The 17,961-nt window shown below is 72.3% G+C and carries 17 protein-coding genes and 2 pseudogenes; 13 read left to right on the plus strand and 6 right to left on the minus strand.

Annotated features, from left to right (window positions below):
* Positions 1-110: 110 nt before the first annotated feature.
* Positions 111-1,193: an ABC transporter permease gene (locus tag HNQ79_RS04910; RefSeq protein WP_185027249.1), complete on the plus strand. Its 1,083-nt coding sequence runs from the start codon at positions 111-113 to the stop codon at positions 1,191-1,193.
* Positions 1,190-1,861: an ABC transporter ATP-binding protein gene (locus HNQ79_RS04915; RefSeq protein ID WP_185027251.1), complete on the plus strand. Its 672-nt coding sequence runs from the start codon at positions 1,190-1,192 to the stop codon at positions 1,859-1,861. Before HNQ79_RS04910 ends, HNQ79_RS04915 begins: the two co-directional genes overlap by 4 nt.
* A 276-nt stretch (positions 1,862-2,137) precedes the next feature.
* Here HNQ79_RS04915 and HNQ79_RS04920 read toward each other — a convergent pair whose 3' ends face one another.
* On the minus strand, positions 2,138-2,941 hold the full coding sequence (locus HNQ79_RS04920) for an IclR family transcriptional regulator (RefSeq protein WP_185027253.1): 804 nt from the start codon (positions 2,939-2,941) through the stop codon (positions 2,138-2,140).
* A gap of 216 nt (positions 2,942-3,157) precedes the next feature.
* On the opposite strand from HNQ79_RS04920, the gene allB reads away from it, so the two are divergent.
* Positions 3,158-4,528: an allantoinase AllB gene (gene allB / locus HNQ79_RS04925; RefSeq protein ID WP_185027670.1), complete on the plus strand. Its 1,371-nt coding sequence runs from the start codon at positions 3,158-3,160 to the stop codon at positions 4,526-4,528.
* Between the two features lie 5 nt (positions 4,529-4,533).
* Positions 4,534-5,649, plus strand: coding sequence for an allantoicase (alc, locus tag HNQ79_RS04930; protein WP_185027255.1), 1,116 nt, complete (start codon positions 4,534-4,536; stop codon positions 5,647-5,649).
* Between the two features lie 155 nt (positions 5,650-5,804).
* On the opposite strand, the gene HNQ79_RS04935 is transcribed toward alc, so the two are convergent.
* Positions 5,805-6,980, minus strand: coding sequence for a PP2C family protein-serine/threonine phosphatase (locus HNQ79_RS04935; RefSeq protein ID WP_185027257.1), 1,176 nt, complete (start codon positions 6,978-6,980; stop codon positions 5,805-5,807).
* A 47-nt stretch (positions 6,981-7,027) separates the two neighbouring features.
* Between HNQ79_RS04935 and HNQ79_RS04940 the strand changes: the two genes are divergently transcribed.
* Together HNQ79_RS04940 and HNQ79_RS04945 are read left to right on the plus strand one after the other, a co-directional pair.
* The gene (locus tag HNQ79_RS04940; RefSeq protein ID WP_373312462.1) at positions 7,028-7,630 is read left to right on the plus strand and encodes a MarR family winged helix-turn-helix transcriptional regulator; all 603 of its coding nucleotides are present in this window, start codon (positions 7,028-7,030) and stop codon (positions 7,628-7,630) included.
* A gap of 425 nt (positions 7,631-8,055) precedes the next feature.
* Positions 8,056-9,684 (plus strand): PP2C family protein-serine/threonine phosphatase, encoded by a 1,629-nt coding sequence (locus HNQ79_RS04945; protein ID WP_229923200.1) that lies wholly within the window; start codon positions 8,056-8,058, stop codon positions 9,682-9,684.
* 53 nt (positions 9,685-9,737) lie between these two features.
* On the opposite strand, the pseudogene HNQ79_RS04950 reads toward HNQ79_RS04945, so the two are convergent.
* A pseudogene (locus HNQ79_RS04950) lies at positions 9,738-10,085 on the minus strand (SDR family NAD(P)-dependent oxidoreductase); the annotation flags it as partial.
* 89 nt (positions 10,086-10,174) lie between these two features.
* Between HNQ79_RS04950 and HNQ79_RS04955 the strand changes: the two are divergent.
* On the plus strand, positions 10,175-11,116 hold the full coding sequence (locus tag HNQ79_RS04955) for a DMT family transporter (RefSeq protein ID WP_185027259.1): 942 nt from the start codon (positions 10,175-10,177) through the stop codon (positions 11,114-11,116).
* Between the two features lie 15 nt (positions 11,117-11,131).
* Here HNQ79_RS04955 and HNQ79_RS33460 read toward each other — a convergent pair whose 3' ends face one another.
* Positions 11,132-11,257 (minus strand): hypothetical protein, encoded by a 126-nt coding sequence (locus HNQ79_RS33460; RefSeq protein ID WP_260421498.1) that lies wholly within the window; start codon positions 11,255-11,257, stop codon positions 11,132-11,134.
* A gap of 38 nt (positions 11,258-11,295) precedes the next feature.
* Here HNQ79_RS33460 and HNQ79_RS33465 point away from each other — a divergent pair.
* From HNQ79_RS33465 to HNQ79_RS04965, 3 genes and pseudogenes are all read left to right on the plus strand, one after another.
* Positions 11,296-11,394, plus strand: a pseudogene (locus HNQ79_RS33465) (DNA-binding response regulator); the annotation flags it as partial.
* Between the two features lie 28 nt (positions 11,395-11,422).
* The gene (locus tag HNQ79_RS04960) at positions 11,423-12,610 is read left to right on the plus strand and encodes a cytochrome P450 family protein (RefSeq protein WP_185027261.1); all 1,188 of its coding nucleotides are present in this window, start codon (positions 11,423-11,425) and stop codon (positions 12,608-12,610) included.
* A gap of 4 nt (positions 12,611-12,614) precedes the next feature.
* Positions 12,615-13,034: a PaaI family thioesterase gene (locus HNQ79_RS04965; protein WP_185027262.1), complete on the plus strand. Its 420-nt coding sequence runs from the start codon at positions 12,615-12,617 to the stop codon at positions 13,032-13,034.
* Here HNQ79_RS04965 and HNQ79_RS04970 read toward each other — a convergent pair.
* A complete protein-coding gene (locus tag HNQ79_RS04970; protein WP_373312473.1) occupies positions 13,018-13,947 on the minus strand; it encodes a helix-turn-helix domain-containing protein in 930 nt (309 codons plus the stop codon). The two genes, HNQ79_RS04965 and HNQ79_RS04970, sit on opposite strands and share 17 nt — an antisense overlap.
* Positions 13,948-14,073: 126 nt before the next feature.
* Between HNQ79_RS04970 and HNQ79_RS04975 the strand changes: the two genes are divergently transcribed.
* Entirely contained in the window at positions 14,074-14,727 is a 654-nt protein-coding gene (locus HNQ79_RS04975; protein ID WP_185027266.1) for an NAD(P)-dependent oxidoreductase, read from the plus strand.
* Positions 14,728-14,834: 107 nt separating this feature from the next.
* On the opposite strand, the gene HNQ79_RS04980 is transcribed toward HNQ79_RS04975, so the two are convergent.
* The gene (locus tag HNQ79_RS04980; RefSeq protein ID WP_185027268.1) at positions 14,835-15,836 is read right to left on the minus strand and encodes a Gfo/Idh/MocA family protein; all 1,002 of its coding nucleotides are present in this window, start codon (positions 15,834-15,836) and stop codon (positions 14,835-14,837) included.
* Between the two features lie 202 nt (positions 15,837-16,038).
* Here HNQ79_RS04980 and HNQ79_RS04985 point away from each other — a divergent pair, with 202 nt between their 5' ends.
* Both HNQ79_RS04985 and HNQ79_RS04990 read left to right on the plus strand, forming a co-directional pair.
* Entirely contained in the window at positions 16,039-16,803 is a 765-nt protein-coding gene (locus HNQ79_RS04985; protein ID WP_229923199.1) for a GntR family transcriptional regulator, read from the plus strand.
* A gap of 130 nt (positions 16,804-16,933) precedes the next feature.
* The gene (locus tag HNQ79_RS04990) at positions 16,934-17,956 is read left to right on the plus strand and encodes a sugar ABC transporter substrate-binding protein (RefSeq protein WP_185027270.1); all 1,023 of its coding nucleotides are present in this window, start codon (positions 16,934-16,936) and stop codon (positions 17,954-17,956) included.
* Positions 17,957-17,961: the final 5 nt, after the last annotated feature.

Raw genomic sequence — 17,961 nt, forward strand, 5'->3', positions numbered from 1 at the left:
TTCGTACCAGCCTAAAGGGGACGTCCTCGCAGCAGATCAACCAAAGGATTGATGCCGGAGCGAACCCCCGCCCGATGTTTCTCCCTCCCGCCCCGCACAAGGTGGGGACCATGTTCGTCGCCTGGAGAGACCTCCGCTTCGCCAAGGGCCGCTTCGCCCTCATGGGGGCCGTCGTGGTCCTGATCACGCTGCTCGTCGGCCTGCTGTCCGGGCTGACCGCGGGTCTCGCCCGCGACAACACCGTCGCCATCACCTCGCTGCCCGCCGACCGGCTCGCCTTCGCACCGCCGCCGGACGGCCAGGACGTGTCGTTCACGAACTCCACGGTGGGGGAGAGCGCGTGGCGGGACTGGGCGAAGCAGCCCGGTGTCCGGAGCGCCGAGCCGATCGGCATCCGTACGGTCAACGGCTCGGCGGGGGACCGTACGGTCGCCGTCGCGGCCTTCGGCGTCGGACCGGCGGCGAAGATCGCTCCGGAGTCCGGGAAGCTCGGGCCGGGCCGGGTGGTGCTGTCGGCGAAGGCCGCCGACGAGCTGAACACCGGGGTGGGCGACACCGTGCGCCTCGGCCCGCTCGACGAGAAGGTCGCCGCCGTCGAGGGCGACGCCATGTACAGCCACCAGCCTGTCGTGTGGACCTCGCTCGACGACTGGCAGAAGCTCGGCCACAGCGGGACGTCCAAGGCGGAACAGGCCACCGTCATCGCCCTGACGGGGCATGCCGGAGCGGACTACGCGGCGGGGGACAGGGTGGCCGGAACCCGGTCGGTCCCACTGGCCGACTCGCTGTCCGCGCTCGCCTCGTACCAGGCGGAGAACGGCTCGCTCCAGCTGATGCGCGGTTTCCTCTTCGCCATCTCCGCGCTGGTCGTCGGGGCCTTCTTCACCGTCTGGACGATTCAGCGCAGCGGCGACATCGCCGTGCTGAAGGCGCTGGGCGCCTCGACCCCCTACCTGTTGAAGGACGCGCTCGGGCAGGCCGTGGCCATGCTGAGCGTCGGCACCCTGCTCGGCACCGGGATCGCGACGCTGGCCGGGGCGCTGATCGGCAGAACCGTTCCCTTCGTCCTCGAATCCGCGACGCTGCTCGTGCCCGCCCTCGTGATGATCACGCTCGGCATCACCGGCGCGGCGCTGTCCATCCGGCGCATCACCGCCGTCGACCCCCTCACCGCGCTCGGGAGCGCCCGATGACCCTCGCCATGACCGACGTCACCCTCACCTACCCGGACGGCGACCAACCCCGCCTCACCGCGCTGGACACCGTCTCGCTGGAGGTGGCGGCGGGCCGGCTCGTCGCGGTCGTCGGGCCCTCGGGGTCCGGGAAGTCCAGCCTGCTGGCCGTGGCGGCGACCCTGGTCACCCCCGACGCGGGGAAGGTGGTGGTCGACGGCACCGAGACGGCAGGGCTCAGCCCCGCGGAGAAGGCGGAGCTGCGCAGGGAGCGGATCGGCATCGTCTTCCAGCAGCCGAACCTGCTGCCGTCGCTGACCGCCGCGGAACAACTCCAGGTGATGGCGCACCTGTCCGGGCGCAGGCCGCGCGAAACGCGGTCACGGGCCCTGGACCTCCTGGACGCGGTGGGACTCGCCGGCAAGGCGGACCGCCGGCCGCACCAGTTGTCCGGGGGACAGCGGCAGCGGATCAACATCGCGCGGGCCCTGATGAACGAACCGGCCGTGATGCTCGTCGACGAACCGACGAGTGCGCTCGATCACGAGCGGGGAGCGGCGGTGCTGGACCTGCTGGGCGGTCTGGCCCGCGAGCGGGGGGTCGCCACCGTACTCGTCACCCACGACCGCTCCCACCTGAAGGCGGCCCACGCCATCCTCACCATGACCGACGGCATCCTCACCCCATAACCACCGCCATAGCCCCTTGTGCGGCGGGGCCGCACACCGCACCCCCCTCGCCGTAGCCCCCTTGGGCGGCGGGGCCGCACACCGCACCCCCCTCGCCGTAGCCCGCTTGGGCGGCGGGGCCGCCCCCGGGAGCGGAACGGGCGGGCAAGGGGGCGGCCCCCACCGGAGGTGCACCCCTCGCCGTACGCGCGCCCCGCAAGACCTACGCCCCGCCCACACGGGCCCCGCAAGACCTACGCCCCGCCCACACGGAGCGCGAGCCCGTACACCCCACAGCTACCCCTGCGCCGCCGTGTTCGCCAACGCCCCCGAGAGATCCTGCGCCACCTCCTGCAGAATCGGCACGATCCGCTCGGTGGCCGCCTCCGTCACCCGCCCGGCCGGCCCGGAGATCGAGACCGCCGCCGCGGTGGGCGAGTTGGGCACGGACACCGCCAGGCACCGCACACCTATCTCCTGCTCGTTGTCGTCCACCGCGTACCCCGCCCGCCGCACCTGCTCCAGTGCTTCCAGGAACCCCTCGGGGGTGGTGATGGTCTTCTCGGTGGCCGCCGGCATGCCGGTCCGGGCGAGCAGCGCCCGTACCTCCTCCGCCGGGGTGTGCGCGAGCAGCGCCTTGCCGACGCCCGTGGAGTGCGGCAGCACCCGCCGTCCCACCTCGGTGAACATCCGCATCGAGTGCTTGGACGGCACCTGTGCCACGTACACGATCTCGTCGCCGTCCAGCAGGGCCATGTTCGCGGTCTCGCCGGTCTCCTCGACGAGCCGCGCGAGGTAGGGCCGCGCCCACGTGCCGAGCAGCCGCGACGCGCTTTCGCCGAGCCGGATCAGGCGGGGGCCGAGCGAGTACCGTCGGTTCGGCTGCTGCCGTACATAACCGCAGGCCACGAGGGTGCGCATCAGGCGGTGGATGGTCGGCAGCGGCAGCCCGCTGCTGGCGGAGAGTTCGCTCAGTCCGACCTCACCGCCCGCGTCGGCCATACGCTCGAGGAGGTCGAAGGCGCGCTCCAGGGACTGCACGCCGCCGCTTGCGGCGGCTGGCTTGGAAGCGTCGGTGGCGCTGGCGCTGGACGTCGGCACGGAGCGGTCCTTTCGGGGCGGACAGGCAAGGCAGCAGACTACCTGGGGTGGTCCAGGATGCTCCTCATGGCGGGAGCTACGTTCTGTAGAGCGGAATGGTGATTCCATTCTGTGGAATCATCCAAGGCGGGTGTCGGTGATCACACGGCCCTTGACGGCGCCGGGGTCCGGATGAAGACTCCGCTTCAACAGTTCGTTGAATAGGAGACGCGAGTGATCGAGTCGGCGGAAGCGGAAAACGTAGAACTGGTGCTGCGCGCCACGCGCGTCGTCACCCCCGACGGCACCCGCCCCGCCACGGTCTCCGTCGCCGGCGGGAAGATCGTCGCGGTCCTCCCGTACGACGCGTACGGGCCCCGGGGTGAGCGAGTGCCCGCCGGTGCCCGCTTCGAGGACCTCGGCGAGCACGCGCTGCTGCCCGGCCTCGTCGACACCCACGTGCACGTCAACGACCCCGGGCGCACCGCGTGGGAGGGCTTCTGGACGGCCACCCGCGCCGCCGCGGCCGGTGGCATCACCACTCTCCTCGACATGCCGCTCAACTCGCTGCCGCCGACCACCACGGCCGACAACCTGCGCGTCAAGCAGGACGTCGCCCGTCCCAAGGCGCACGTCGACACCGGCTTCTGGGGCGGGGCCATCCCCTCCAACGTGGCCGACCTCAAGCCGCTGTACGAGGCCGGGGTCTTCGGCTTCAAGTGCTTCCTCTCGCCCTCCGGCGTCGAGGAGTTCCCGGAACTGGACCAGGACCAGCTGGCCCGGTCCATGGCCGAGATCGCGGGCCTCGGCGGCCTGCTCATCGTGCACGCCGAGGACCCGCACCACCTGGCCGAGGCCCCGCAGAGGTCCGGGGAGAAGTACGCCGACTTCCTCGCCTCCCGTCCGCGCGACGCCGAGAACACCGCCATCGAGGGCCTCATCGCCCTCGCCAGGCGCCTCGACGCCCGGGTGCACGTCCTGCACCTGTCGTCCTGCGACGCGCTGCCCCTGATCGCCGCCGCCAAGCGCGACGGCGTCAAGGTGTCCGTCGAGTCGTGCCCGCACTTCCTCACCCTCACCGCGGAGGAAGTCCCCGACGGGGCAACCGAGTTCAAGTGCTGCCCGCCGATCCGCGAGGCCGAGAACCAGGACGTGCTCTGGGCGGGTCTCGCCGACGGGACGATCGACTGCATCGTCTCCGACCACTCCCCGTGCACCACCGACCTCAAGACGCCGGACTTCGCGTCGGCCTGGGGCGGCATCTCCTCCCTCCAGCTCGGACTGCCCGCGATCTGGACCGAGGCCCGCAAGCGCGGCCACTCCCTCGACGACGTCGTCCGCTGGATGGCGGCGGCCCCGGCGGACCTCGCCGGACTCACGCAGAAGGGCGCCATCGAGGCCGGCCGCGACGCGGACTTCGCCGTCCTCGCTCCCGACGAGACCTTCACCGTCGATCCCGCCGAACTCCACCACCGCAACCAGGTCACGGCGTACGCGGGCAAGACCCTGCACGGCGTCGTCAAGCAGACGTGGCTGCGCGGCACCCGCATCGCCCACGAAGGCACCCTCGCCGAGCCCGCCGGCCGCCTGCTCGAAAGGAACAACTGATCCTCATGACGGAGATCCCCTCCTTCACCGGTGACGCCGCCCCCTTCGGCGGCGGCGACCCGTACGCGGACTACCGCACCGCCGACTTCCCGTTCACCCACCTCGCCGACCTGGCCGACCGCCGTCTGGGCGCGGGCGTGATCGCCGCCAACGACGAGTTCTTCGCCGAGCGCGAGAACATGCTTCTGCCCGAGCCCGCCCATTTCGACCCCGAGCGCTTCGGCCACAAGGGCAAGATCATGGACGGCTGGGAGACCCGCCGCCGCCGCGGCGTCTCGGCCGAGCAGCCGCACCCCACCGCCGACGACCACGACTGGGCACTGGTCCGCCTCGGCGCTCCCGGCGTCGTGCGCGGCATCGTCATCGACACCGCCCACTTCCGCGGCAACTACCCGCAGGCCGTGTCCGTCGAAGGCACCTCCGTCCCCGGCTCCCCCTCGCCCGAGGACCTCCTGTCCGACGACGTGAAGTGGACCTCCCTCGTACCGCGCACAGCGGTCGGCGGGCACGCCGCCAACGGGTTCGCCGTCTCCGTGGAGCAGCACTTCACGCACCTGCGCGTCAACCAGCACCCCGACGGCGGCATCGCGCGCCTGCGCGTGTACGGGGAAGTGGTCCCCGATCCCGCTTGGCTGACCGCCCTCGGCACCTTCGACCTCCTCGCCCTGGAGAACGGCGGACGCGTCGAGGACGCCTCCGACCGCTTCTACTCGCCCGCCGCCCACACCATCCACCCGGGCCGCTCCCGCAAGATGGACGACGGCTGGGAGACCCGGCGCCGCCGCGACAAGGGCAACGACTGGGTCAGCTATCACCTGGTCGGCCAGGCCGAGATCCGCGCCGTCGAGATCGACACCGCCTATCTCAAGGGCAACTCGGCGGGCTGGGCGGCCCTTTCGGTGCGGGACGGCGATGCGGGGCAGTGGACCGAGATCCTGCCGCGCACCCGCCTGCAGCCCGACACCAACCACCGCTTCGTGCTCGCCTCCGCTCCGGCGGCCGACCAGGTGCGCATCGACATCTACCCGGACGGCGGCATCTCCCGGCTGCGTCTCTTCGGCTCGCTGACCGAGCCGGGCGCGGCCGCGCTGGCCGCCCGCCACCACGAACTCGGCGGCTGAAAAGGCTGGTTGGACAGGCGTACGGGGCCCGCCGACGGCACAGGTCGGCGGGCCCCGCACGCGTACGGTCCGGAACTCCCGTACCCGGCCCCCGCAGAGGGCCGGCCCGTGCGGCCCGAAACTCCGCGTGCGGCTCCCGCCGGGCTTCCTACGGCCTAGGACTCCGGCGTGCGGCCGTGCCAGTCCATGCACACGATCATCGCGTCGTCCTCCGCCAGCACCTCCCCGCGGTGCCCCGCCAACTCGTGCAGCACCGCGCGCGGCACCTGTGCGGGCGGCAGCAGCCGGGTCGACTGGATGGCGCGGGCCAGAGCCTTCTCGCTGTAGCGCTCCCCGGCCGGCGAGGCCACGTCGTACACCCCGTCGCTGACGAACAGAAGCCGGTCACCGGGCCGCACCTGCCACTGCTGCGACGTGTAGACGGTGTCCTCGAACATGCCGAGCGGCAGCTGCCCCTCCAGGTCGACCGGTTCGACCAGGCCGTCCCGCAGTCGCCACACCCGCGGCGAGCCCGCGTCGACGACCTCCACGTTCCCGGTCGGCAGGTGGAAGCGCAGCAGCAGGACCGACACGTGCTGGTCCCCCCGGTGCCGACCGTAGATCGCCTGGTCGGCCAGGCACGCCTGATCGGTGAGGTCGAGCCCGGCACGGCGTGCGTTGCGCAGGGCGTTGATGGCCAGACTGGTGAGCAGCGCCGCCTCGATGCCCTCGCCCATGCCGTTGGTGAGGGTGAGGGTGAGGTGGTCGGCCGAGGTGGACCAGTCGAAGTTGTCGCCGTGGATCGCGTACGCGGGCTCCAGCTGCGCGCCCAGCTGGTACTCGGCGCGGGCGCAGGAACGGCCGGGCAGCAACTGCCACTGGATCTCCGCGGCCAGCGTCAGCCGTTCCGCCCTGCGGGCCTGGAGGTACAGGTCGGTGTCGCGTTCGGCGACCACGATCTGATGCCCCAACGCCTCGGCGAAGTCGGCGAGTTCGGCCAACACTTCGGCGTCGAACGACTTCTCGGGAACCGTGACGGACAGCACCCCGAGCCGGTCGCCGCGCACCGTCACCGGCAGGTGTGCGGTCACGGAATCCGGGAAGGAGCCCGCACACGAGTACGGCTCCTGCGCACCGAAGGCCCGTCCGAGGGCTCCTGTATGAGCCGAAACGGGCGGGGCGGTACGGGGGAGCGCTCCGACCGGTTGCAGTATCGTCATGGCGTAGTCGGCCATGTACAGGTCGACTCCGAGGGAGCCGTAGAGATCCGTAAGGACCGTGCGCGCCGTGTCGAGCAGCGCGTGGGGGTCGGCGGCGCGCAGGGTGCGCTCCACGGACGCGAGTCTGTCCAACGTCGGAGAATCACTTTCTCGAGGGATGTATTACGGGGAGGGCAAGCGTGAACCTCCAGGACTCACGCCGTCGTGGTGAAGAAGCTTCCGGTGCCGGCGCCGCGGGTGGTCCGGCGGAGGCGGAGGGCGCCGGGAGCGCCGCCGCCGCGGGGGTCGCGTGCGACGTGATCGCACTGCTCGAAGTGCTGTGGGAGCGAGGCAGGGACGCCGTGTCCGCAGCACCGGTGTCGACCTCGCAACTGCGGGTCATGCACATCCTGGAGCGTGACGAGGGAATCAACCTGCGCACGCTCGGCAAGGTGCTCGGGGCCGCCCCGCCGTCGGTCAGCAGACTCTGCGACCGGCTGGAGGCTCTCGGGTACGTGAAGCGGACGGCCAGTGCGGTGAGCCGGCGCGAGGTCGAACTGCGACTGACCGTACCGGGCCGTGCCTACCTGCGGGACCTGCGGGCCCGGCGCGAAGAGGCACTGGTGGCCGCGGTCGCGACGATGTCCCCGGGTGCCCGCGAGGCGCTGGTGCACGGGCTCGGCGAGTTCTGCTCCGCGGTGGACGCGGGCCTCGCCGGCCGCGCCTGGCCGCCCCAGGAGGAAGCCCCGGCAGAGCCCGCCGGACGGCGGGAGCAGGCGGCGAGGGCTGCTCGGTCCGCGTAGCAGGCCATCGGCGCCGCCCCTGCGGACCGCACGTCCAGGAGTACCGCGTCGACGGGCGCCACCCAGGGGAACGCCGGGTCGGCGGGCAGCGCCCTGGCCGGCGACCCCTCGCGGGAGACCGCTCACTCCGTGCACGGCTCCCGCCTCTCCCGGCTGCTGCGGGCTCCTGCCCGGTGACGAACCGGCGAGGCGGTCCGCGCGCATCGTATCCGGTGTGTGGGAGTCGTGACCACCGAGGGGTGAATTGTCCCTGTATTGGGGTGTGGGATGGAATTGGCTGTGAAGGTCTTGTGTGCTCCGCTTGCCAGGCCGGGCCGGGACGCGAGACGGTTGCCGTGCGGCAACAGTTGTCGTCGCGTGCAGCCAGTTCCGAGAGGGGGGCAGGAGCCCAACGGCTCAGGACCGTACTGGCTTCGTCTGCCGCTGTGACTTCCTCCCCCCGTTCCACCGACCGTCCCGCCGAAGACGCGCGCCGCCGGGCCGCCGTGCCCAGCGACGCACTGGCCCACGCCCTGGTGGAGAGCGGACTCGGCGCCGTCGTGCTGCTGGACGGCACCGGACTCGTCCGACTGCTCAACGAGTCGGCACGGGACCTGTTCCCGCTGCTCCGCGAGGACGAGGCCATGCGCGAACCGTTCGTACCGGACTGGCTCGCGCTGGCCCAGTACGGACAGCCGGCGCGCACTCACGGGATTTTCGGCGCGAGGGATCTGACGGCACGGCGGATCTCGCTGCCCGACGGGTACGCGGCCTGGCTGCTGGACGACGTCACCCGGGAGGTCTCCTGGCAGCGCCGCTGGCAGGAGGAACGGGACCGGGCCGATTTCCTGGCCCGTGCCTCCGCCCGGCTGCTCGCCCCGCTCGGCTGGCACCAGTCCGTGCAGGCGGTGGCCGAACTCGCGGGTGGGCGGATGGCCGACGCGGCCGTGGTGGTCGCCCGGACCGAAGCCCGTCCGACCTGGATCACCTCGGCCGTCGACGGCAGGCTCGCGGGAGAGAGGATCCTGTCCGAGGACGTCGGTGACGTGCCGGGCCTGGCCGACGCACTGGCCGGACTCGCACCCGTACCGTCCCGGTGGTCGGCGCCCGACCGCGTCCCCCGGTGGCTGACCCCGGAGGGGCTGGGGCCGCCCGGTCCCGTGCTCGTCACCCCGATGCCGGGGCGCGGCGTGCCGGCCGGGGCGATCGTCCTGCTGCGCCGGGCCGGCGCGCCCGCCTTCACCGAGGACCAGGAACTCTTCGCCCGGGTCTTCGCCGCCCGCGCGGGTGCCGCCGTCTCGGCCGCCGCCCTGCACGCGGACACGGCGGAGACCACCGCCGTGCTCCAGCGTCCCCTGCTGCCTCCCGTCCTGCGCCGCTCCAGCGGGCTCGACCTGGCCGCCGCCTACCGGGCCTCCCGGGCCACCGACCTGATCGGCGGCGACTTCTACGACGTCCACCCCGGGGCCTGCCCCGGCGACGAAACCTTCCTCGTGCTGGGCGACGTCTGCGGAAAGGGCGCCAAGGCCGCCGTCCTGACCGGCAAGATCCGCAACACCCTGGCCGCGCTGCGGCACCTGGAGAGCGACCACGGCCGTCTCCTCGCACATCTCAACGCCACGCTCATGGAGGACGGCGACGGCCGCTTCGCCACCATGGTGCTCGCGGGGGCCACCCCGCTGAGCCACGGCGAGGTCGCCCTGCGGCTGACGGCTGCCGGACACCCGCCGCCGCTCGTCGTCCGGGCCGACGGAACGGTCGAAGAGGTTCCGACGAGGGGCACTCTCATCGGTGCTCTGCCCTCCGTCACCACCCGCACGTGCCGCACCGTGCTGCGGGCGGGGGACGTCTGCCTCCTCTACTCCGACGGCGTCACCGAAGCACGGGGCGGTCCCGCCGGAAGGGAGATGTTCGGCGAGGAACGGCTCCGTTCCGCTCTCGCCGGCTGCGCCCACCTGCCGGTCGAAGCGGTGATCTCCAAGGTGGAGGACGTCACGGCCCAGTGGCTCGGCGCCCGGGAGCACGACGACATCGCCCTGCTGGGCATCGCCGCGCCCCGGCCCGCCGTCCCGTAACCGCATTCCGGCACCGGCCGGCGGACGCCACCGGGCCGAACACTTCCGACGCGTCAGGCGGCGTGCCCGCCGTCCATGACCAGTTCCGCCCCGGTCACATACGCGCCCTCGTCATCCGCCAGGCAGGCCACCAGCGACGCGACCTCCTCCGCCCGCCCGAACCGGCCGGGCGCCGTGGCCGCCCGCTGCGGTCCCGCGAGCGGCCCGTCCGCCGGGTTCATGTCCGTGTCGACCGCACCCGGGTGGACCAGGTTGACGGTGATGCCCCGGTCACCGACCTCGCGTGCGAGGGACTTGGTCAGTCCGGTCAGGGCCGACTTGCTCATCGTGTACAGACTGCTGCCGGGTCCACCGACGTACCGGGTCAGGGCCGAGCCGGTCGAGATGATGCGTCCGCCGTTCCCGGAATGATCGACATCCCGGTACGGTGAGCGCTCCGCGTGCGAGCCACCGAAGTCTCCACACCTCCCCCGTCAATTGGAGACACGACGTGGCTGCCACCTCGCCCGCCCTGCGCCCGCCCGCGCCCGCCGGTGCGGCCCGGTTCGCCGATCTTCCCCTGCTGGGCGTCGCGGTCGTCTGGGGAGCCAGCTATCTCGCCGCCAAGGGGATCACCACCACGCAGACGGTGGTGGCCGTGCTGGTGCTCCGGTTCGCGATCGTCCTGCCGGTGCTGGTCGTCGTCGGGTGGCGGAAGCTGCGGGCGCTCAGCACCGCGCAGTGGCGGGGCGCGGGGCTGCTGGGGCTCGTGCTCAGCGGGATCTTCCTGCTGGAGACGTACGGAGTCGTGCACACCTCGGCCACCAACGCGGGCCTGATCATCAGCCTCACGATGATCTTCACACCGCTCGCCGAGGCCGTCGTCACCAGGACCGCGCCGCCCCGCGCCTTCCTGGCCGCCGCCGGAGTCTCGGTGCTGGGCGTGGTGCTGCTGACCCAGGGCGCCGGCTTCACCGAGCCCTCCGTAGGGGACCTGCTGATGCTGCTGGCCGCGCTCGCCCGTACCGTGCACGTGCTGTTCATGGCGCGGCTCAAGTCTGTCGACGGAGCCGACGCGCTGTCCTTGACCACCGTGCAACTCGGCTCCGCCGTCGCCGTGTTCGCGGTGCTGGCCGCCGCACCCGGTACCGGGCCCACGCCGTGGAGCGTGGCCGCCGGGTTCGGGGCGGGGGAGTGGGCGGGGCTGCTGTTCCTGTCCGTGTTCTGCACGCTGCTCGCGTTCGGCGTGCAGATGTGGGCGGTGCGCCGCACCTCGCCGTCCCGGGTGAGTCTGCTGCTCGGTACGGAACCCCTCTGGGCGGCGGCCGTCGGCATCGCGATCGGCGGCGAACGGCTTGGCGCGCTCGGCCTGGTGGGCGGCATGCTGGTGCTGGCGGGCACGGCGTGGGGACGACGCGCCTCGGCGGTCCGCCCGCCGACGGCCACCGAGTGACGCCGTGACACACGCTCAGCCCTGCGTGCCACCGGCCCTGCCCACCCGCTCCGAGGCCACGACCAGGGCGAGTCCGGTCACCGCCAGCACGATGTTCGCGTAGACCTCGTGCCCCTCGAACCAGCCCAGCTTCTCCACCACCCCCCACAGCCGGAACCAGTCGAACCGCTCGTGGACGAGCCCGCATACTCGCCAAGCTCACCCTCAACAACCGCGTCCAGATCGCCCTGCTCGCCCACGACGCCGGACTGCTCGCCGACGGCCGCGACGTAGGGTGAAGGGGAGGAGCCAACGGGAGGGAAGGGCATGGCACTTGTCGACCTGAGGGAGCACGCCGAGGACTTCGCGGCGGATCCGTACACGTACTACGCCCGTATGCGCGAAAGCGGGCCCGTGCATCGTGTCCGGACCGCCGAGGTCGACGAGATGTGGCTCGTCGTCGGCTACGAGGAGGCGCGCCGCGTCCTCGCCGACCCCCGGCTGAGCAAGAGCTGGCGGGTCTCCGAGCTGTGGGCCGACGAGCCGGGGCACGCGATCAACACGAACATGCTGGAGGCCGACCCGCCGCACCACACCCGGCTGCGCAAGCTCGTCGCCCGCGAGTTCACCACCCGCCGGGTGGAGGCGATGCGCCCGCGCGTCCAGGCGACAGCCGACCGCCTCCTCGATTCCATGACGGAGAAGGGGCGTTCGTCCGCGGACCTGGTCGACGCACTGGCCTTCCCGCTGCCGATGACCGTCATCTGTGAGCTCCTCGGCGTCCCCGACCTGGACCGGGACCGCTTCCGTGCCTGGTCCAACGAGGTCGTCGCGCCGACCGGCGAGGAGGCGAGCGCGGCGGCGGTCGACCACATGGGCCGCTACCTCGCCGAGCTGATCGAGCAGAAGCGCCGCGAGCCGGGCGACGACCTGCTCAGCGCCCTGATCAGGACCCAGGACGAGGACGGCGACCAGCTGGCCCCCGACGAACTGGTGGGCATGGCCTTCCTGCTGCTCGTCGCCGGCCACGAGACCACCGTCAACCTCATCTCCAACGGTGTGCGCGCCCTCCTTGCCCACCCGGAACAACTCGCGGCGCTTCGCGCGGACTTCGACGGACTCATCGACGGCGCCGTGGAGGAGATGCTCCGCTACGACGGCCCCGTGAAGACCGCCACCTTCCGCTTCACCCGTGAAGCCGTCGAGATCGGCGGCCTCACCGTTCCTGCGGGCAAGCCGGTGCTCGTCGCCATCGGCGCCGCCGACCGCGACTGCGCCCGCTACCCGGACCCGGACCGCTTCGACATCCGGCGTTCCCCACAGGGGCACCTCGCCTTCGGCCACGGCATCCACTTCTGCCTGGGCGCCCCGCTGGCCCGGATGGAGGGCCGCATCGCGATCCGTGCGCTGCTGGAGCGCTGCCCGGACCTGGCGCTCGACACGCGGGGCGAACCGTGGCAGTGGCTGCCCGGACTGCTGATCAGGGGCGTACGCAAGCTGCCGGTACGGTGGTGAGTCCGTGGCACCCCCATTCGGGCTGACACAGGCTCAGGAGACGCTTGCGGCCCAGCCGTTCAGTATTCTGCTCGGCGCCCGTATCACCGTGTTCGGCGACGGCGACGCGGTGGTGGAACTGGACGCCCGCGACGACCTCCGCCAGCAGAACGGCTTCCTGCACGGCGGCGTCCTGGCCTACGCCGCCGACAACGCGCTCACCTTCGCGGCGGGCTCCGTTCTGGGGCCCGCCGTCCTGACCGGCGGATTCTCGCTCCAGTACCTTCGGCCCGCCACCGGCCCGACCCTGATCGCCCGCGCCTCGGTCCTGCACAGCGGCCGTCGGCAGGCGGCGTGCCGCTGCGAGCTGTACGTGGCGGACGGCGCGGGCGCCGAGACGCTGTGCGCGGTGGCGCAGGGCACCGTGCTCACCGCGCAGCCGTAGCGTCCGGGGCCGTCTCGCCGCGCGCCGTCGCGCGGAACGCCAACGGGCTGGCGTGCACCCGCTGCTGGAAGAACTTGCCGAAGTTCGCGGCGTCCCGGAAGCCGAGCAGGGAGGCGACCCCGGCCGCGCTGTGGTCGCTGTGCGTCAGCAGTCGCTTGGCCTCCAGGACGACCCGCCGGTCGATGAACTCCTTCGCCCCGACCCCTGCCGCGGCCCGAGTCGCCCGCGACAGGGTGCGAGGGGCGTAGCCCAGCTCGCGGGCGTAGTCGTCGACGCGGCGGGTGCGCGCGAAGTCCCTTTCCACGGCGGCCCGGAAGCGAAGGAACGCGTCCGGGCTGTCGCGGGCCGCGTCCTCCTCCTCGCCGGTGTGTGCGAGTCGAAGGGCCAGGGCGGCGAGGAGGTGGCGGAGGACGACGAGGTGGGCCTCCAAGGGGAGCGCCGCCTCGTCCCGCAGCGACCGGAACTCGTGGTCCAGGTGGTCGAGCGCCCGCCGCAGCGCGACTGCCTCCCCGGACGCCGGGCGCCGGACCGTCGGCCCGAACGGATCGTCCAGCCGGGCCGCCGCACTGGTCGCGGCATCGAGGAAGCCCGCTTCGAACAGGACGAGGACGCCCTCCGCCCCGGACAGCTCCTCCCAGCGGTGCACCTGGCCGGGCCGTACACACAGCCACTCGCCCGGCAGCAGCCGGTACGACGCGAAGTCGACCGTGAGGGGAAGCGTCCCGCCGTCGAGGACGAGGAGGTGGTGGAAGTCGGGGCGGTGCGTGACGGAGATCGACGCGGCGCAGGCATTGCGGCGCAGTCGCGCGAGCGTCAGCACCTCGACACCGGCCGGGGCCGTATGAGGTGGGTGGAAACCGACCTCCGGGATGGGCGGCGTTCCCAGCTCACCCGGTTGTCGCTTTTTCACCACCATGTGTCCGGAGCGTACCCGGCATTCATGCGCTTCACCTCCTATGTTGGAGGGAACGGGGAGCGGCCACCGTTCTCCGTATCCGCAGAATTACCACCCCCCACACCGTTCGGAAGGAATCCTCCCATGGCAAAGATCTCCCTCTTCGGCGCCAACGGCACCGTCGGAAGCCGCATCCTGCGCGAGGCACTCGACCGCGGCCACCACGTGACGGCCGTGGTCCGGGACCCGGCGAAGTTCACCGCGCCCCAGCACCAGAACCTCACCGTCGTCACCGGTGACGTCCTCGACCCGACGTCGGTCACCGAGGTCGCCAAGGGGCAGGACGTCCTGGTCAGCGCGGTCGGCGGCGGCGACGGCCCCGGTCACCTCGCGACGATCGAACCCTCGGCGAAGGCACTGGTCGGCGGGGTGCGCGCGCTGGGCGACGACGCGCCCCGGCTGATCTCCGTGGGCGGCGCGGGCTCGCTGCGCACCCCGGACGGAAAGCTGGTGTGGGACGCGGAGGGCCTGCCGGAGTTCCTGCTCCAGATCATGCACGCGCACGGCGACGCACTGGACTTCTACCGGACGGTCACCGACGTCCAGTGGACCAACCTCAGCCCCGCCGGGACGATCGAGCCGGGCGAGCGCACCGGCGTCTACCGTACGGACACCGACAACCTGGTCCTCGACGCCGAGGGCAACAGCCGCATCAGCACGGAGGACTACGCGGTGGCCCTGGTCGACGAGATCGAGCGCCCGCGGCATGTGGGCGAGCGGTTCACCGTCGGCTACTGAGTCCGAGGGGGGCCGGGCGCACCGGGTGGCGCGGAAGTTCCCCACCGGACCGGACGCACGGGTGGCGCGGGAACGCCGGGACCGGACGCACCGGGCGGCGCCGACGCTCAGCCTCCAAGCATCTCCGCCACCCGGACCGGCCGGCCCTCCCGCCGGGACACCTCGCACGCCTCCGCCACCCGCAGCGCCGCCAGCGCCTCGCGCCCGTCGCAGGGGTTCGCGCGCTCCCCGCGTACGACGGCGAGGAACGCGTCCAGTTCCGCCTCGTACGCCGGGGCGAACCGCTCCAGGAAGCCGGACCAGGGCTTCGCGGGCACGGGCGGACCGGAGGCTTCCGTCGAGGTCAGCGGGGTGCGTTCGTCCAGGCCGACCGCGAGCTGGTCCAGCTCCCCGGCCAGCTCCATGCGTACGTCGTACCCGGCCCCGTTGCAGCGCGTCGACGTCGCCGTGACGAGCGTCCCGTCGTCCAGGGTCAGGACGGCGGCGGCCGTGGCCACGTCGCCCGCCTGCGCGAACATCTCCGGTCCCGCCACCGAGCCCGTCGCGTAGACCTCCACCACCTCGCGGCCGGTGACCCAGCGCACGATGTCGAAGTCGTGGACCAGACAGTCCCGGTAGAGCCCGCCGGAGAGCGGGAGGTACGCGGCGGGCGGCGGAGCCGCGTCCGAGGAGACCGTGCGCACGGTGTGCAGTCTCCCCAGCCCACCCGCCCGCACCCGCGCGCGGGCGACCGTGTACCCGGCGTCGAAACGCCGCATGAAGCCGATCTGCAGGACGGTACCCGCCGTCTCGACCTCCCGCAGCGCCTCCAGCGTGCCCGGCAGGTCGAAGGCGATCGGCTTCTCGCAGAAGGCGGGCAGCCCGGCCCGGGAGGCCCGGCCGATCAGCTCCGCGTGCGAGGACGTCGCCGACGCGATGACCACCGCGTCGAGATCCGACGTCAACAGGTCCTCCGCAGGGGTGAACTCGCCCCCCACCCGCTGCGCGACCTCCGCGGCCCGCCCCGCGTCCGCGTCGGCCACCAGCAGCGAGTCCACCGCCCGGTGCCGGGCGAGAACCTCGGCGTGGAAGGAGCCGATGCGGCCCGTGCCCAAGAGTCCGATGCGCATGCCCTCCACTCGACAACAGGCCCGGGGGACTGTCAAGGATGTGTCCTGACATCAGGACAACGGCTCCGTCGACCTGTCCGGACAAACGGACGACAGGAAGACCGTGCGTCCTGGCGGGCGAGCGCCGCCATGTCCTGACAACAGCGCTTGCTGACAAAGGGACTTGGTGACGGGCCGCCGCCGCAGGGCTACGCTCACTGCCGTGCCGAAACAAGCGACCGACCCCGCCGTCGCCCTCCAGCTCGGGGTGGACCGCGCCAGCCCGGTCCCTCTGTACTTCCAGCTCTCCCAGCAGCTCGAAGCCGCCATCGAGAAGGGCAGGCTCCCGCCCGGCAGCCTCCTCGGCAACGAGATCGAGCTGGCCGCCCGCCTCGGCCTCTCCCGGCCGACCGTCCGGCAGGCCATCCAGTCCCTCGTCGACAAGGGCCTCCTCGTGCGCCGCAGGGGCGTCGGCACCCAGGTCGTGCACAGCCAGGTGCGCCGCCCCCTCGAACTCAGCAGCCTGTACGACGACCTGGCGACGGCCGGGCAGAGCCCCACCACACGTGTGCTGCACAACGCCGTCGAACCCGCCGGCGCCGCGGTCGCCGCCGCGCTGGGCGTCGCCGAGGGCACCGAGGTGCACCGCGTCGACCGGTTGCGCTGCGCCCACGGGGAGCCCGTGGCGTACCTCCGCAACCATCTCCCCGCCGGGCTCCTGCCGCTCGACACGACGGCACTGGAGGCCACCGGCCTCTACCGGGTGATGCGCGCCGCCGGGGTCGTCCTGCACAGCGCCCACCAGACGGTCGGGGCGCGGGCCGCGGGCGCGGCGGAGGGGGCTCTCCTGCGGGAGCACGAAGGGGCGCCGCTGCTCACCATGGAGCGCCGCACCTACGACGGCACCGGCCGGGCCGTGGAGTTCGGCTCGCACCTCTACCGGGCGTCGCGGTACGCCTTCGACTTCCAACTTCTCGCGCGTCCGTGAGGAAGCCTCCGTGAGGATCTCGTACGGCCTCGGGCGATGTCCGGACAAAGCATTGACGGGATCCCGCGACCGCCGCTAGAACTCCCCCAGCCGTCAACGGGGCGGCGGGGGAGACGAGGCGGACCCGAGCATGCGTACCACCCGTACGGCACGCACCACCCGTACCGCGGCATTCCTGGCCACCACCTGCGCTCTCACCGCGCTCGCACTCACCGGGTGCAGTGGTTCCGGAGGCAAGGGGGCGGAGGAGAAACCGGCGCGGGGCGAGAGCGGCGGCCAGGCGGCCGGCACGCCCCGTATGAAAGTCGCGATGATCACGCATTCCGGTGAGGGCGACACCTTCTGGGACATCGTGCAGAACGGCGCCAAGGCGGCCGCGGCCAAGGACAACGTCGAGTTCCTCTACTCCGCCCACAAGGAGGGCAGGGAACAGGCACAGCTCATCGAGGCGGCGATCGACCAGAAGGTGCACGGCATCGTCGTCACCCTCGCCAAGCCCGAGGCCGTCGGCGCGGCCGTGCGGAAGGCGGTCGCGGCCGGCATCCCCGTCGTCACCGTCAACTCGGGCGGCCGGTACTCCCAGGGCCTGGGAGCGCTCGCCCACATCGGCCAGGACGAGACGGTGGCCGGGGAGGGCGTGGGGGAGGAACTCAACACCCGCGGCAGGAGGAAGGCCCTGTGCGTCATCCACGAACAGGGCAACGTCTCCCTGGAAGAGCGCTGTGCCGGAGTGAAGAAGGCCTTCGAGGGCGTCGTCGAGAACCTCGGCGTGGAGGGGACCAACATGCCCGCCACCACCTCCTCCATCGAGGCCAAGCTGCAGACCGCCAAGGACATCGTCGTCGTCGTCACGCTCGGTGCGCCCTTCGCGGATGCGACGGTCAAGGCCAAGTCGGGCTCCGGAAGTACCGCCGAGGTCGTCACCTTCGACCTCAACGCGGCCGTCGTGAAGAGCCTGAAGTCGAAGGAGATCGGCTTCGCGGTCGACCAGCAGCCCTACCTCCAGGGCTACCTCGCCGTCGACGGTCTCTGGCTGAACCGCACCAACGGGAACGTCCTGGGCGGTGGCCGCCCCGTCCTCACGGGCCCCGCCGTCGTCACCGCGCAGGACGTGCCCGCACTGGAGAAATACACCGCCCGCGGCACCCGGTGACACAG

This window comes from Streptomyces candidus, from assembly GCF_014207445.1.
GTDB lineage: Bacteria > Actinomycetota > Actinomycetes > Streptomycetales > Streptomycetaceae > Streptomyces > Streptomyces candidus.